General features: G+C 40.3%; 14 protein-coding genes and 1 other annotated feature. All 14 genes read left to right on the plus strand.

What is annotated here, in order from left to right:
- The first annotated feature begins 5 nt into the window (after positions 1–5).
- The 14 genes from mdh to IEV91_RS17430 all read left to right on the plus strand — a co-directional run bounded on the left by mdh (position 6) and on the right by IEV91_RS17430 (position 15757).
- Entirely contained in the window at positions 6–941 is a 936-nt protein-coding gene (gene mdh, locus IEV91_RS17365) for a malate dehydrogenase (protein WP_188498702.1), read from the plus strand.
- 129 nt (positions 942–1070) lie between these two features.
- On the plus strand, positions 1071–1370 hold the full coding sequence (locus IEV91_RS17370; protein WP_188498703.1) for a hypothetical protein: 300 nt from the start codon (positions 1071–1073) through the stop codon (positions 1368–1370).
- 106 nt (positions 1371–1476) lie between these two features.
- Positions 1477–2448, plus strand: coding sequence for a nuclease-related domain-containing protein (locus IEV91_RS17375; RefSeq protein WP_229745634.1), 972 nt, complete (start codon positions 1477–1479; stop codon positions 2446–2448).
- A gap of 252 nt (positions 2449–2700) precedes the next feature.
- Complete coding sequence (polA, locus tag IEV91_RS17380; RefSeq protein WP_188498705.1) at positions 2701–5331, plus strand: DNA polymerase I; 2631 nt, start codon at positions 2701–2703, stop codon at positions 5329–5331.
- 24 nt (positions 5332–5355) lie between these two features.
- Positions 5356–6192, plus strand: coding sequence for a DNA-formamidopyrimidine glycosylase (mutM, locus tag IEV91_RS17385; RefSeq protein WP_188498706.1), 837 nt, complete (start codon positions 5356–5358; stop codon positions 6190–6192).
- Positions 6189–6782: a dephospho-CoA kinase gene (coaE, locus tag IEV91_RS17390; RefSeq protein WP_188498707.1), complete on the plus strand. Its 594-nt coding sequence runs from the start codon at positions 6189–6191 to the stop codon at positions 6780–6782. The genes mutM and coaE overlap by 4 nt, the downstream gene beginning before the upstream one ends.
- Before the next feature lie 560 nt (positions 6783–7342).
- Positions 7343–7732 carry a cytosolic protein gene (locus tag IEV91_RS17395; protein WP_188498708.1) on the plus strand — a complete coding sequence of 130 codons (390 nt, stop codon included), beginning with the start codon at positions 7343–7345 and terminating at the stop codon, positions 7730–7732.
- 64 nt (positions 7733–7796) lie between these two features.
- Complete coding sequence (nrdR, locus tag IEV91_RS17400; RefSeq protein ID WP_188498709.1) at positions 7797–8264, plus strand: transcriptional regulator NrdR; 468 nt, start codon at positions 7797–7799, stop codon at positions 8262–8264.
- 38 nt (positions 8265–8302) lie between these two features.
- Positions 8303–9661 carry a replication initiation and membrane attachment family protein gene (locus IEV91_RS17405; protein WP_188498710.1) on the plus strand — a complete coding sequence of 453 codons (1359 nt, stop codon included), beginning with the start codon at positions 8303–8305 and terminating at the stop codon, positions 9659–9661.
- Positions 9662–9673: 12 nt separating this feature from the next.
- The gene (dnaI, locus tag IEV91_RS17410) at positions 9674–10615 is read left to right on the plus strand and encodes a primosomal protein DnaI (RefSeq protein WP_188498711.1); all 942 of its coding nucleotides are present in this window, start codon (positions 9674–9676) and stop codon (positions 10613–10615) included.
- Between the two features lie 115 nt (positions 10616–10730).
- A complete protein-coding gene (ytxC, locus tag IEV91_RS17415) occupies positions 10731–11561 on the plus strand; it encodes a sporulation protein YtxC (RefSeq protein WP_229745635.1) in 831 nt (276 codons plus the stop codon).
- A gap of 147 nt (positions 11562–11708) precedes the next feature.
- Positions 11709–11934: a binding site (T-box leader), on the plus strand.
- 49 nt (positions 11935–11983) lie between these two features.
- Positions 11984–13918, plus strand: a complete 1935-nt coding sequence (gene thrS, locus IEV91_RS17420) for a threonine--tRNA ligase (protein WP_188498713.1) — start codon at positions 11984–11986, stop codon at positions 13916–13918.
- A 568-nt stretch (positions 13919–14486) separates the two neighbouring features.
- Positions 14487–15452 (plus strand): L-threonine 3-dehydrogenase, encoded by a 966-nt coding sequence (locus tag IEV91_RS17425; protein WP_188498714.1) that lies wholly within the window; start codon positions 14487–14489, stop codon positions 15450–15452.
- 14 nt (positions 15453–15466) lie between these two features.
- Entirely contained in the window at positions 15467–15757 is a 291-nt protein-coding gene (locus IEV91_RS17430; protein ID WP_188498715.1) for a YrhK family protein, read from the plus strand.
- Positions 15758–15841 lie beyond the last annotated feature (84 nt).

Below are 15841 nucleotides of genomic sequence, written 5' to 3' on the forward strand. Positions count from 1 at the left end.
TATTAATGGGCATCAAAAGGAAAAAAGTATCGGTTATTGGTGGGGGATTTACGGGTGCTACAACTGCCTTCATCATTGCGCAGAAAGAGCTAGCGGATGTTGTTCTTGTTGATATTCCACAAATGGAAGATCCGACAAAGGGTAAAGCACTTGATATGCAAGAATCCACCCCGGTATTCGGTGTAGATGCCAATATTACGGGCACCTCTAATTACAAAGATACGGCTGATTCAGATCTTGTGATCATCACAGCAGGTATCGCTCGTAAACCAGGGATGAGCCGTGACGATCTCGTTAATACAAACTCCAAAATTATGAAAGACGTGACGCGCAACGTCGTTGAAAACTCACCAAATTGTACAATCATTGTATTAACAAATCCTGCTGATGCAATGACTTACACTGTATATAAAGAATCCGGATTGCCTAAAAACCGCGTCATCGGTCAATCCGGTGTTCTTGATACGGCTCGTTTTCGGACGTTCGTTGCTCAAGAGCTTAACCTATCTGTCAAAGATATCACTGGTTTCGTTCTTGGGGGTCATGGTGACGACATGGTTCCCCTCATCCGCTATTCCTATGCTGGAGGGGTACCATTAGAAACATTAATACCTAAAGATCGGATCGATGCCATTGTAGAGCGTACGCGTAAGGCCGGCGGTGAAATCGTCAGCCTTCTAGGGAATGGGAGCGCCTATTATGCGCCAGCCGCTTCTCTTGCAGAAATGGCAGAAGCCATTTTAAAAGACAGGCGTCGTATTTTACCAGCGATCGCCTATCTTGAAGGTGAATATGGCTACAACGATCTCTATCTTGGTGTCCCGACTATCCTTGGCGGGAACGGCCTTGAACACATTATTGAGCTTGAACTTACTGCAGACGAAAAAGCAGCACTCGATAAATCTGTCGAGTCTGTAAGAAGTGTAATGGCAGCTCTGTAAATTGTAAAACAATAAAAAGTGTCCCCAGAAGCAATGCTTTTGGGGACACTTTTTTCGTGCCAAAAAGCGGATGAACAAAAATACTGGTAAGAGCAACAAAAGAAGAGGTAAAGCGACTAAAAGAAAGCCATGGAGGGACAAAAGAACAGCTTAAGCAACGAATGCCATTCAAATTCAAGGAAAGGAGCAACAAAAGAAGAGGTAAAGCGACTAAAAGAAGCCATGGAGGGACAAAAGAATAGCTTAAGCAACGAATGTCATTCAAATTCAAGGAAAGGAGCAACAAAAGAAGGGGTAAAGCGACTAAAAGAAGCCATGGAGGGACAAAAGAACAGCTTAAGCAACGAATGCCCCTCATATACAAGGAGAGTTGCAACAAAAATGAATGAAAAGAAGCGAAAACGTGACGTAATGAAACCATATATCTAAACTAGCAACGAATATAAATTTGAAATAAATTCATTGTTAATTTTTGTAGGATATTTTGATTTGATGTCGAAATATTTGGTTAAGATAAGGAGAGACTACTCAATTGATGAAAAAATTTAGAGATAATTATAGCATCGTTAAGGAATTAGCGGCACTAAAAAGATATTTACGAAAAGGGCATGCAAAGGCATCATTAATAGCTGCCGATTATCAAAGATATGAATCGGGATTAAGAGGAGAACAAAGTACTGATTATTATCTTTCAGGGTTGCCTAAGAATGATTACTACATCTATCGCGGTCTTCGTTTACTCTCTGACCAATATGCTTTTCAAATGGACACTCTTTTAATGAATTCTCGCTTTTTACTTCCAATAGAAACCAAAAATCATGCAGGGATCATCGAGATAGATGAAAATAATCATTTTTTTCATATTGTAAATGGTAATAGAATTAAAATAAAAAGTCCTCTTCAGCAGGTATCACGTCAAGTTTACGAGTTGCAGCGATGGTTGATAAAAAAACACCTTCCCAATATTCCTACTCCCTGGCTAGTTGTTTTCAGCAATCCCACTACTTCTATTAGGAACTTCTCAAATGATCCTTTGACTAAAGAAAGAGTCGTCACTATTGAAGATTTAAAAGAACATGTTCTTAACTTAACAGAACTATTCGCCTCTAAGAAGGCGAGTGAAAAATTTACGAATAGTGAACTGAAAAAAATTAACGATTATCTTTTATCTCATCATTCCCCAAAAACAACTTCGATTCTCAAATCTTATAACATAACAATAAAAGACCTCGAAACAGGCGTCATGTGTTCCCAATGCCAAAGATTCGCTATGTTTTACAAAAATACACTTTGGCATTGTCCTCATTGTTTGGCTACCTCACCTGATGCCCACGTACAAGCATTATTAGATTATTTCATTTTAATAAAATCAACTATTACTTTAAAAGAAGGCTGTCACTTTCTCCACCTCTCCTCCCGAAATATCGTAAGAAGATTGTTTTCTACCATGAACCTCAAGGGTCAAGGGCACACTAGAGCGAGGCAATATTCATTACCTGACAAATAAAATCATTAGGTCAACCCTTATTATCTTTTAGCCTCATTCATTCAAAGGCTTGTTATCGTTAATAGATCTGTCCCTAGTTTCATGAAAGGAAAAGTGAGTAAGATTGTGAGAAGTATAAGCCCTAAAGACTCAAGACATTATATTAAATTTTTTTAATACTACAAAGGACCTCTCCTTTCTTTTAACACAGGGAAAAAAAGTGTATGATAAGTAGATAGAAAAGCGAACATTTGATTTTTGAGGAGTGTTTTTATGAACAAGCTCGTTTTAATCGACGGCAGTGGGATTGCTTACCGTGCGTTTTTTGCCTTGCCACTTTTAAATAACGATAAGGGTGTGTATACCAATGCGGTTTATGGTTTCACGACCATGCTACTAAAAATTATTGAAACTGAAAAACCGACACACATGCTCGTCGCTTTTGACGCGGGAAAGACGACTTTCCGTCATAAAACCTTTAAGGAATATAAGGGCACCCGTCAAAAGACACCACCTGAGCTTTCTGAACAGCTACCACTTATTCGTGAAATGCTTGATTTAATGGGGATTAAGCGCTATGAGAAAGAACTCTATGAAGCCGATGATATCATTGGCACGTTATCAAAGGTGGCTCAAAAAGATGGCTGGACGACAAAGGTCGTAACTGGTGATAAGGATCTCTTGCAGCTTGTTGATAAAAACATTACTGTCAGTTTAACTCGAAAAGGGATTACTGAAATGGATGATTATGATCCTGAAAAAGTAATGGAACGCTATGAAATCGATCCTATTCGTATTATTGATCTTAAAGGCTTCATGGGCGATTCTTCTGACAATATTCCAGGAGTCCCAGGTGTTGGTGAGAAAACGGCGATAAAGTTACTCAAGCAATTTGGTTCATTGGAAGCCGTCTACGAGGATCTTGAGTCTGTCTCTGGAAAGAAACTGAAAGAAAAACTAGAGGCCAACCATGAGCAAGCGGTATTAAGTAAACAATTGGCAACGATAGATGTGCACGCACCGGTAGATATTCAACTTGAGGATTTAGCATTTGAAAGTAATTTTTCTCAAGCATTAGGAGATTTGTTCAAGGAGCTCGAATTTTCGTCACTTTTGGATCGCATTGGCTTCGAAGCGACCATTGAAGAAGAAACGAGGGATTTTGACATCCATGTTGAGCTCGTCCATGATATCACCGAGACTCTGCTGCAAAAAGAAAGTGCGGTGCTTGTTGAAACCTTAGATGAGAATTACCACTACGCTGACATTTTGGGTTTCTCAATCGTGAACGAACAGGGAAACTATTATGTACCAAAAGAAGTTGCATTAGCTTCAACACTGTTCAAAGATTGGCTAGAGGATGGGACAACCAAGAAGATTGTCTATGATGCTAAACGTGACATTGTAGCGATGCGCTGGCATGGTATTCAGCTTAGAGGCATCCATTTTGATATCAATTTAGCTTCTTACCTCATTGATCCCTCGGAATCGAATCATGATTTAGCAGCGATTGCTAAACGTCGCAAGATTCATTACGTTTACTCTGATGAGGCTTTTTACGGAAAAGGGGCAAAGCAACACATTCCTGAAGAGGAGAAGCTTGCAGATCATTTGGTGAGAAAGGCTCATGCGATGTTAGAGCTTGAACCTCTCCTTTCTGAAGAATTACAGACTAACCATCAATCCAGCCTCTTCTTTGAGCTCGAAATGCCGTTAGCAAAAGTGCTTGCTGAAATGGAGATTAAAGGCGTTGCCATTAATGAACAAACGTTAAAAGATATGGGCATTGAATTAAATGAAAAACTAGAGCGCCTTGAAAAAGATATACATCAGCTGGCGGGCGTTGCATTTAACATTAATTCACCGAAGCAGCTTGGGGAAATCCTTTTTGAAAAACTCAATCTCCCTGTGATCAAGAAGACGAAGACGGGGTACTCAACTTCAGCAGATGTTCTTGAAAAGCTTCAAGGCAGTCATGACATCATTGACCACATTTTAGAGTACCGTCAGTTAGGAAAGTTGAATTCGACTTATATTGAGGGATTATTGAAGGTCATCCATCCAAAAACCAATAAGATTCATACTTTATACAGACAAGCACTCACACAAACAGGGCGACTGAGTTCTACTGACCCTAACCTACAAAACATCCCTATTCGTTTAGAAGAAGGGAGAAAAATAAGAAAAGCCTTTGTTCCTTCTAAAAAAGAGTGGATCATGTTTGCAGCCGATTATTCACAAATTGAGTTAAGGGTTCTTGCGCATATTGCTAATGATGAAAATCTTATTAAGGCCTTTAATGAAGGAATGGATATTCATACTAAGACGGCAATGGATGTCTTTGGGGTAAAAGATGATGAAGTGACCTCATTAATGAGACGCCATGCGAAGGCGGTTAATTTTGGTATTGTTTATGGGATTAGTGATTATGGTCTATCACAGAGTCTTAATATTACTCGGAAAGAAGCCGCCGCGTTTATTGAGAAGTATTTAGATAGTTATCCAGGGGTCAGAAACTATATGACGGATATTGTGCAAAAGGCGAAACACGATGGCTATGTCACGACCTTGTTACACCGTCGTCGTTACTTACCTGAAATTACGAGTCGTAACTTTAATCGTCGGAGTTTTGCTGAGAGAACCGCGATGAATACACCGATCCAAGGGTCAGCAGCCGATATTATTAAATTAGCGATGGTAAATATGGCTCATCGTCTTGAAGAAGAAGAATTGGAAGCTAATATGCTCTTGCAAGTACACGATGAATTGATTTTCGAAGCACCTAAGCATGAAATCGAAAAGCTGAAGGTGATTGTTCCGGAAGTAATGGAAAGTGCCATTGAATTAAAGGTCCCACTTAAAGTGGAAGCCTCTTATGGCCAAACATGGTATGACGCTAAGTAGTAATAGAGTAAAGAAGGGATTTACATGCCAGAGTTACCAGAAGTCGAAACCGTTAAGGAAACACTCAAACATCTTATTATAGGAAAAACCATTCAGGATGTGACGATCCGTTGGCCAAAGATCATTAAAGAGCCCGATGATGGTGAGGTATTCACCACATTGCTTCGTGGAGAGACGTTTCAGACCATTGAAAGGCGCGGGAAATTTATTCGCTTTATTCTTGATCATTATGTGCTCGTCTCGCATTTGCGAATGGAGGGGAAATACTCTTTAGAGGAAGCCACGGCGGTGCCGGATAAGCATACACATGTTATTTTTCATTTTACGGATGGAACCCAACTTTTTTATAAGGATGTTCGTAAATTTGGTACGATGCATCTCTTTCTCAAAGGGGAAGAATGGCATCGTCCACCGCTATTAGATCTTGGACCGGAGCCATTAGATGAGGCTTTTACCGAAGAAGTATTAAAACAAGCTTTTTCTAAAACCGAACGAATGGTCAAGGCTGTTTTACTGGATCAAAAGGTGTTAGTGGGTTTAGGGAATATCTATGTAGATGAAGCTTTGTTTCGTGCCGGCATTCACCCCACGACAAAAGCCAAAACCTTAACACAACAACAAATCAAGACTCTTGTTGAGAGTATCCGAGCCACCTTATCTGAGGCGGTGAAAATGGGGGGGAGCTCTGTAAGAACTTATCTGAATGGTCAGGGGCGAATGGGCATGTTTCAGCAAAAGCTTTATGTCTATGATCGAGCCGGAGAGCCTTGTAAAAAATGTGGCACACCGATTGAGAAGATCAAAGCAGCCGGGCGAGGCACTCACTTTTGTCCGTCGTGTCAAGTGGAGGTAAGGGTATGAGGATTGGCCTTACAGGGGGCATCGCCAGTGGGAAAAGCACGGTATCTAGAATGATTCGTGATCGCCAAATTCCGGTTGTTGATGCTGATATTGCAGCAAGAAGAGTTGTTGAGCCAGGACAACCCGCACTTCAGCACATTGTTAAGACCTTTGGAGAGGAGATTTTAACCCCAGAAGGGACCCTCAATCGTAAAGTCCTTGGACAACGGATATTTTCTAATGAAGAGGAGCGACTCCAACTGAATGCGATTGTTCATCCAGCTGTACGTCGCTATATGCTGGAACAGGTGCAGGCTTATGAGGAGCAGGGTCACGCGACGGTTGTTCTCGATATTCCATTATTATTTGAAAGTAAACTCACCGATTGGGTACAAAAAGTTCTGGTTGTCTACGTTCCTGATTCTATACAGCTTGATCGATTAATGAAGCGAGATCACTTAACAAAGGAAGAAGCAGAGCAACGTATTCATGCACAATTGTCTCTTGAAAAAAAGAGAGACAAAGCGGACGCTTGGATTGACAATAGCCACACGATAGCGGAAACTGAGAAGCAGCTTGATGCGATTCTTCACCAGTGGATAAAGGCTTAAACCTTTGACCTATCGCCAGCTTCTGAAAAAGTGAATTTCATCAATTACCATTGCAATGTCAGGGCAAAACAATTATACTAAACATCGTTGACCCATCATCTTTAAAGGTCGCTTAACCCTTATATGGGGCGCGCCTTACAGGTGATTAAACTTGTGATAGGTCACCTTTCATGGTAAGAGGAAAGTTCCTTTTATATGAGGGTTATTTCTACTGAAATATTGGAAGACATGTTATTATAGAATAATGGATGAGTAAAGGAGACGCGACTGGCGTTTCCTTTTATAACGTTGCAGAAGACATTATAAGTGCAACTTTGACTTTCATCCAGAAGGCATGTCGACACCTTTAATGTGTGAAAGCGTAGCTTGAACATCAGGCTGTGCTCTACGAAACGGTGAAGTATACACCAAGTTTTCTAAAACTTTTTAAATAAAAACTTATATAGACGGCTCTCTGTAAGAGAACGCATTCAAATATTTTGCTTTTCAGATAAAAAGACTTGTGAATCCCTGCTCTTTTCATTAAACTTAGAGTAGTATGAATAGAGGCGGTGGAGCACATGGGAATGTTTTCTAAAATATCAGCTTTTTTAAATAGTCATGTTGAAACTTCAGAAAGAAACGAAGATGAATCCCTTCGAACCCATTATTATAAAACGACAAAAGATAAAATGATGAATGCTATTTCAGAATGGGTGACAAAGGACCAAAGATTCTCTTTATTAGATGAATCGAAGGAACGTGGAGAGCTTTCTGTTAATGTTGTTAAAGGCAAGAAAGGCTTTCTAGTTATTACTGTTACAAGTGTTCGACCCTTTAGAACTGGCGTGGACTTCTCTTTTACAGTTGAAAAAGGTGTCAATTTTGGATATGGTCAGAAATTAATTCGACAATTTTATGCCAATCTTGATAAAGAGCATACTTTTGTAGGCATTGGCGGCAGTGAATAATTTTTTAAATCTATTTATTTATCTATCTCTCTATTGATAGAAATTCTAAGGTAGGTGTCTAAACATGCGCTGTCCGAATTGCCAGCATAACGGAACCCGAGTGTTAGACTCAAGACCTGTAGAAGATGGACGTTCTATTAGACGAAGAAGAGAATGTGAATCTTGTCATTTCAGGTTTACCACGTTTGAGACAGTTGAGGAAATTCCATTGATTGTCGTTAAGAAAGGTGATAATCGAGAAACCTTTAATCGTGAAAAAATCCTTAGAGGGCTCATTAAAGCGTGTGAAAAACGCCCGGTTCCTCTTGAAAAGCTAGAAGAACTTGTGAGAAAAGTCGAGACCGAATTAAGAGGGCGAGGGGTGTCTGAAGTCAATAGCAAAGAAGTCGGTGAATTAGTCATGGACGAGCTTGCTAAGGTGGATGATGTTGCCTACGTTCGCTTTGCTTCTGTTTATCGTCAATTCAAGGATATTAACGTCTTTATTCATGAGCTTAAGGACTTATTAAACAAAGCAAAAGCAGAGGAATAAATGTCTTTTCCGAGATGTACCCAAAAGGAGGAATTAAGGTGCAGGCCCATTGGAAAGAGCTGCTTCCGGTAGATCGATATACAGTGCGTCTTGGTGCCGTTATCCAATCCTTTGATTTAAAGATTATTAACTTTTTATATCAACCTCTTATTGGTCCATCGGCATGTCAACTCTATATGTCCCTTCAATTGGAAGCTCAAGGTCCTACCACTGACTTTACCCACCATCATTTAATGGTCAGAACAAATTGCTCGCTACAGAGCTTATTTAAAGATAGAAAGCTTCTTGAAGCCGTCGGTTTACTTAAGGTCTACAAAAGCAAAGAGGGCACGGTCACACATTTTATTTATGACTTAGTGGCCCCTCTTTCACCTGCTCAATTTTTTACAGATGGCTTATTAAATATTTTTTTATACAATCGTGTGGGACAGCAAGAATATGCGAGGCTTAAGGATTGGTTTAAACTCAAGGAACTTCCAGACCATTATGATGAGGTGACGGTGAGCTTTAGTGATGTGTTTACGTCAGTGAATCCCTCAGAGTTAGTCCAACATCATGACCCTGCCTCTATGGAGATAGCAGTAAAAGAATTTGAGGACAAGCACGGGGAACCACGATTAACAATAGATTTTGATTTCGATCAGCTTTATAGAAAATTGTCGGATGTGATTATTTCACGGGAGGCTTTCACAGCTGAAATAAAAGAGGCGATTACGAAGCTCGCCTTTGTCTACAAAATGGGTCCTGAGCAAATGGGCCAGATTATTCAGCGGGCCTTTTTGCATACCGGTGAAATCGATATAGAGCAGTTGAGGAAAGAAGTTAGAAATTATTATCAAATAGAAAATGGAGAACAGTTGCCGGCGCTGAGTTTTCGCACTCAACCAGAACCTTTGAAAGAATTTTCGTCGACCCCCCCCAAGGACGATTATGAGCATCTCATTCAGTGGTTTGAATCAATATCGCCCTATGAATTACTGGAAACCGTTGGGGGTGGACAACCTGCTGCACCTGACCTTAAAATAGTAGAGGAAGTTCTTTTTGATCAAAAACTTAATCCTGGCGTTGTGAATGTGTTATTGGATTATGTGATGCGGACAAATGATTATCGGCTGATCAAAGGCTATGTGACTAAAATTGCTGCTCAATGGGGTCGGAAAAAGGTAAAAACAGTCAGAGAAGCGATGGAACTGGCGAAATCTGAACACAAGCAATATCAGAAATGGACAGAGGAGAAAACGAAGCGGCCAACCCAGCGTAGTAATACGCGTCGAGCAAAACTTCCAAAATGGATGGAAGAGGGAAAGCAAGCGAAGTCTGAAGGTCAATCTGCTCCTGATGATAAGACTCTTGCTGAAAGAAAGCAGCGTTTAGAAGAGTATTTAAATAATTTATAGGTGGTGTCAGGTGTGCAATCAATCCAGTCGACACTACGGCGACTCTCAGGTTCTCAGTCTTTTGCAGAAAGGAATCAGAAACTGTTAGAAGCCCTTAAAAAAAATGATAGAGTGGTAGACTTTCTTGAAGAACATCCCAATCTTTCTGATGATATTCTATTAAAAAATCTTCCGAAACTCTATGAGTATATAGAGGGGCAAAAGCATTGTGACCATTGTCCGGGCCTTGCTCATTGTCAAAATGTCCTTAAAGGGCATCAACCCAACTTAATGGTTGATAAAGGATCCCTTGGGATTACCTATGAGCCCTGTCACTTAAAGATAGAGTTGGAGAATACACGCCGACAAGCCTCACTCATCAAAAGTATGTATGTGCCGAAAGAAGTCTTATCTGTGACATTTAAAACGATAGATAAAGCTGATGTTGGACGTTTCGATGCTCTTGAAGCTGCAGGGAGGTTCGTCGAACAATATAGTCGAGACCCTAAGGCGACAAAAGGACTTTACTTACATGGGAAATTTGGGGTCGGGAAGACCTATATTATGGGCGCCATCATGAATGCTCTCGCCGAACAAAAAGGTGTAAGTTCGCTCATGGTGTATACTCCCGACTTTTTCCGGGAATTAAAAAATTCCATTCAAGATAATACGCTGAATGAGAAAATAGACTATATTCAAAGAGTCCCTGTTCTTATCTTAGATGATATTGGAGCAGAAACATTAACTCCTTGGATCCGTGATGAAGTCTTAGGGAGTCTTTTACAATATCGAATGATGGACAATCTCCCAACCTTATATACATCGAATTATGATCTTGATGAACTTGAAGATCATCTCTCCTACTCCAATAAGAGCGGGATAGAGGAATTGAAAGCCAAACGTTTAATGGAGCGGATTCGGCATTATACGACGGCCGTTGCTGTTACTGGAGAAAATAGGCGAAGCCAACATTAGACGTTTAATAATCGGGAGCGAATGAGTGTTCGCTTCCTTTTTTATTGTCATTTTTTTTGGACAGGACCCATATAGTTTTACAAAAGGGTAGAAGGAGGGGCACTGTTTGATTTTAATGACATTAAATACTCGGCATGAAGCCGTGTCTTTACATAATTACCTCACACAACGGTTTACTCATTCCATTGAGAGTACTTTAAATGAAAATACACTCGAGATAAGTTTTGCTGGGGGGATGACTGAGCAGCTTAAGGATGCATTGACTGACGCTTTGGCCGATTACATGATTGAGTTTTATGAAGAACAATGGTTAATACATATTTTAAAGCATACCTTCTATTTTACTGATGAAGGGGATCAAGAAGATATTTTAAACATTGTTCGTGCTATATTTGACGGTGAAAAACAAGAATTGCCAAAGGTGGATACATTACCTTCACGATATCAAATGATGCGAGAAGCCATTAGGGGGTTATTCCTAGAACATTCTTCTTTCAGTTTTCAATCGCTGGAGACCTTTCGGCTGAATGATTATTTTGAATGTTTGACTGAAACGGTTGAACTGGCCATTGATGAATTTAAATTACAACAAGAGTATGGTGCTTTCGTAGACAAACTTCGCCGAATTGTTAAAGCATATCGACCCCTTCATCATACGATTTACGCCGTGGATAAAGACTCGTATGTCTTATACGATGAGCATTATCGCATCATTGATGATCCTGGAGCGGTTCGCTCATTTTATCCTTTGTTAAAGCAATGGGGGATTGAAGCCGAACCATCTTTACTTTTAACATTAATCGGGTTAGCGCCGGTGAATATTTATATTTTTACTGATCGTATTGAGGATAGTATGATGTATACCTTACAAAAAGTCTTTGAAGAGCGTGTCCATTTTTTCCCGATTAAAGAAGCTGAAAAATTAGGTTTGCTTTTTACAGGCTGAAAAGTTATAATACCTAACATAACGTGCAGCTTATCCCGTGGTAGGGTCTTTCATCGCCATTGGACGAGTTGAACACATCGGACCTTTATGGGCTCCCCACAAGAATAGGGGGCTTAATGCTTGTTAAGGTAGACAAATGAATCGTTATGAAAAGCGTTGATGAGGACATGAATTTGTGAGCTTCTACTTACAGAGAGGGAATGTGTGCTGTGAATTCCTAGTAGGCAACAAATTTACCCCCTACTGAGCTTTGTTAGTGAACGTTACAAGGATAATCATTAGCTAACAACGGTCCAACCGTTATGTTGACTTCGAGCCACAGTAATTATGTGGGAAGAAGGGTGGAACCACGAGAATAACACTCGTCCCTTAATTGGGATGGGTGTTTTTTAGTTTCTTTAATTTTGAAAGGATGTTGAAGGATGACAGAACAGATTAAAATTACGTTCCCAGACGGAGCGGTGAAGGAATATCCTATGGATTCAACCATTGAAGATATTGCCGGCAGCATCAGTTCTGGTTTGAAAAAACAGGCCATTGCTGGAAAGTTTAATGGAGATCTCGTCGACTTGCGTCGGCCATTAGCTATGGATGGGACCATCGAGATTTTAAAAGAAGATGCCCCAGAGGCCCTAGAAATTTTAAGACACACGACCACCCATGTGATGGCTCAGGCCATTAAACGTCTCTTTAATCATGTGAAACTCGGGGTTGGTCCTGTTATTGAGGAAGGCTTTTATTATGATATTGATGTTCCTGAATCTTTATCAGTTGAAGACTTTCCAAAAATAGAAAAAGAAATGCAAAAGATCATTGATGAAAATCTGGAGATCAAACGTGAAGTGGTGAGTCGCGAAGAAGCACTTGCACATTACAAGGAAATTGGTGATGAGTATAAGGTAGAGCTCCTTTCTGCGATTCCAGAGGGCGAAGTCGTTACGTTCTATCGTCAAGGGGAATTCGTCGATCTTTGCCGTGGACCGCATCTTCCATCCACAGGGAAAATCAAAGCCTTTAAATTATTAAGTGTTGCGGGTGCTTATTGGCGGGGAAATAGTGATAATCAGATGCTACAACGGGTTTATGGTACAGCCTTCTTTAAGAAAAAACAGCTTGAAGAGCATTTGCACATTCTTGAAGAACGTAAAGAGCGTGATCACCGTAAACTTGGGAAGGAACTTGATTTATTTACAATTTCCCAGGAAATTGGACAAGGCTTTCCAGTGTGGTTACCAAAAGGTGCAACCATTCGTCGTGTTATTGAGCGTTATATCGTTGACAAGGAGATTCAGCATGGCTATGAGCATGTGTATACGGCAAATCTTGCAAATGTGGAACTTTATAAGACGAGTGGTCACTGGGATCATTATCATGAAGATATGTATCCTATCATGAAAATTGATAATGAGGAATTGGTGCTCAGACCCATGAACTGTCCACACCATATGATGGTGTACAAGCATCAATTGCATAGCTATCGTGACCTTCCCGTCCGCATTGCTGAACTCGGGACCATGTATCGCTATGAAATGTCTGGAGCCTTAGCGGGTCTACAGAGAGTCCGCGCGATGACCCTTAATGATGCGCATCTCTTCTGTCGTCCAGAGCAATTGAAGGAAGAATTCATTAACGTCGTTCGCTTGATCCAAGAAGTGTACGAAGACTTTGGCGTTAAGGATTACTATTTCCGTCTATCTTATCGCGATCCTGCCAACACCGAAAAATATGTGGATAATGATGAAATGTGGGAGCTTGCTCAAGCAAAATTACGTGATGCCATGGATACGATGGGCCTTGAATATGTGGAAGCAGAAGGGGAAGCAGCCTTCTACGGTCCGAAACTTGATGTGCAGGTCCGGACGGCATTAGGGAAGGATGAGACGCTCTCAACGGTGCAATTAGATTTCCATCTTCCTGAGCGTTTTGAATTAAAATACATTGGTGAAGACGGAAACGAGCATCGTCCAGTGGTTATACACCGTGGGGTTGTTTCCACAATGGAACGCTTTGTTGCCTTCCTTATTGAACAATATAAGGGCGCCTTTCCTGCTTGGCTTGCGCCAGTTCAAGTGAAAGTGATTCCTGTGGCCGGCGTTCATCAGGAATATGCTAAGAAAGTCGCTGAAGACTTGCAACGACAGCTTGTTCGTGTCGAAGTCGATGATCGTGATGAGAAAATAGGGTATAAAATCCGCGAAGCACAAACGAAAAAAATCCCTTATATGCTTGTTGTGGGAGATAAAGAAATCGAATCAAACAGTGTTAACGTTAGAAAATATGGCGAAAATAACTCTGAGACGATCGCTTTTGAGGCTTTTAAGGATCAACTGTTGAAACAGATTTCAGAGCGAAACTAAAGCATTGAATATTGAGGATGGTGTCTAAGGACGCCATCCTTTTTTCGTGGGAAGAAGGTAATTACAACAAATGGCCGACGGAGGACGTGGCACTTTTTTATACACACAACTCGTTATTTTCCTTTAGTCAAAAAGTTGTGCCTCATCTGTGTGATTCCTTGGGATCTCTTTAGTTTATTTGTTTCGAATGTTTTTATAGTTGTCCTTTATGTTCTGTCTAACTAAAAAGGCTCTAAACGCCTTAAACTGAGTTCATTTCTGCAGATAGTGAAAATTCTTCCGAATGGCGCCCACCTTTTATGGAAAAATATAAGAACTTAAAGATGAGCCTTATTTTTGAAAATGTCCTCAGGGTGTAAACATTTCTCTGAAAATATGCTATTATAAAATGAGTAAAACACGTTGTTTGGGTGTGCATATATTGATATCACTTATTTTTTGAAAAAATGAGGATATGAGAATTTGTCTTTTTAGAAAATACATTTGTTTTTAAGTGATGGATAGGGTTGTCTTCTTAGAAACAGTCATTAATGGAAGGCAATTTTTTCTTGAGGAGGAGGGCTTAGCATTGAAAAAAATACTGATTACAGGTGCCTTAGGACAAATCGGCTCAGAATTAACGATGGCGCTAAGAAAGCAATATGGAGAGGATCATGTCATTGCAACAGACGTGAGAAAGCCTGAGAATGCAATGACACAAACGGGTGTGTTTGAAAAGTTGGATGTGACCAATCTTCAGGAGATTTATGAGATGGCTAAAAGACATCAAGTCGACACCATCATTCACTTGGCCGCTCTTTTATCAGCAACGGCTGAGAAAAAACCATTAGCCGCATGGGATTTAAACATGGGGGGATTGGTGAATGCGTTAGAGGTTGCTCGCGAATTAAATTGTCAATTTTTCACTCCAAGTTCTATAGGTGCTTTTGGGCCATCAACACCAAAGGATAATACGCCTCAGGATACCATTCAGCGTCCCACAACGATGTATGGTATCAACAAAGTTGCAGGGGAATTGCTTTGTGATTACTATTATCAAAAATTCGGTGTCGATACCCGCGGTGTTCGATTCCCAGGACTCATTTCTTACATGACCCCTCCTGGAGGTGGGACAACGGATTATGCTGTGGATATTTATTATCAAGCTGTTGAAAAAGGCAAGTATACCTCTTATATTGCTGAAGGTACTTATATGGACATGATGTACATGCCTGATGCTCTGAACGCGATCATTAAGTTAATGGAAGCGAATCCTGATAAGCTTATTCATCGCAATGCGTTTAACATTACAGCAATGAGCGTTGCACCTGAATCCATTGCGGCGGCGATTAAGAAACAGATGCCAGAATTTAAGCTTGATTATCATGTAGATCCAGAAAGGCAGAAGATTGCTGATAGTTGGCCCAATTCTATTGATGCTCAGGCTGCAAGAGAAGAATGGGGATTTTCTCCAGCTTATGATCTCGATAAAATGACAAAAGATATGTTAATGAAGCTAAAGAATAGGGAATCACTTGGAATAAGTCTTAAGTAAAGGTAGGTTTTTAGGTGAGTAAAAATACGCCTGATGTTCATTCCGCAGATCGAACCTTAAGCTTTGAATGGGAACATCATAAGATTATTATTCATCATCGTTACCAGTGGCTTCATATCATCAACGATATCGTGATCGGTTTATGGTTTCTTGTTGGAAGCTTTTTATTCTTTTTTGAGGCATATCAAAAAGCAGGAACGTATCTTTTCGTTATTGGCAGTGCGCAAATGCTTATTCGTCCCCTTATAAGAATTGCCCATAAGCTCCATGTTGGAGAGATTGAAACGCAAAAACTTCATTTTTAGAAAAAGAGGATGACCAGTTTAAAATGGTACCTGTAGGTAGGACACTTGAAAAAGAGTGTTTCACCTACAGGTATTTTTTTGTAT

Origin of the sequence: Pullulanibacillus pueri, from assembly GCF_014639255.1 — a bacterium.
Classification (GTDB): Bacteria; Bacillota; Bacilli; order Bacillales; family Sporolactobacillaceae; genus Pullulanibacillus; species Pullulanibacillus pueri.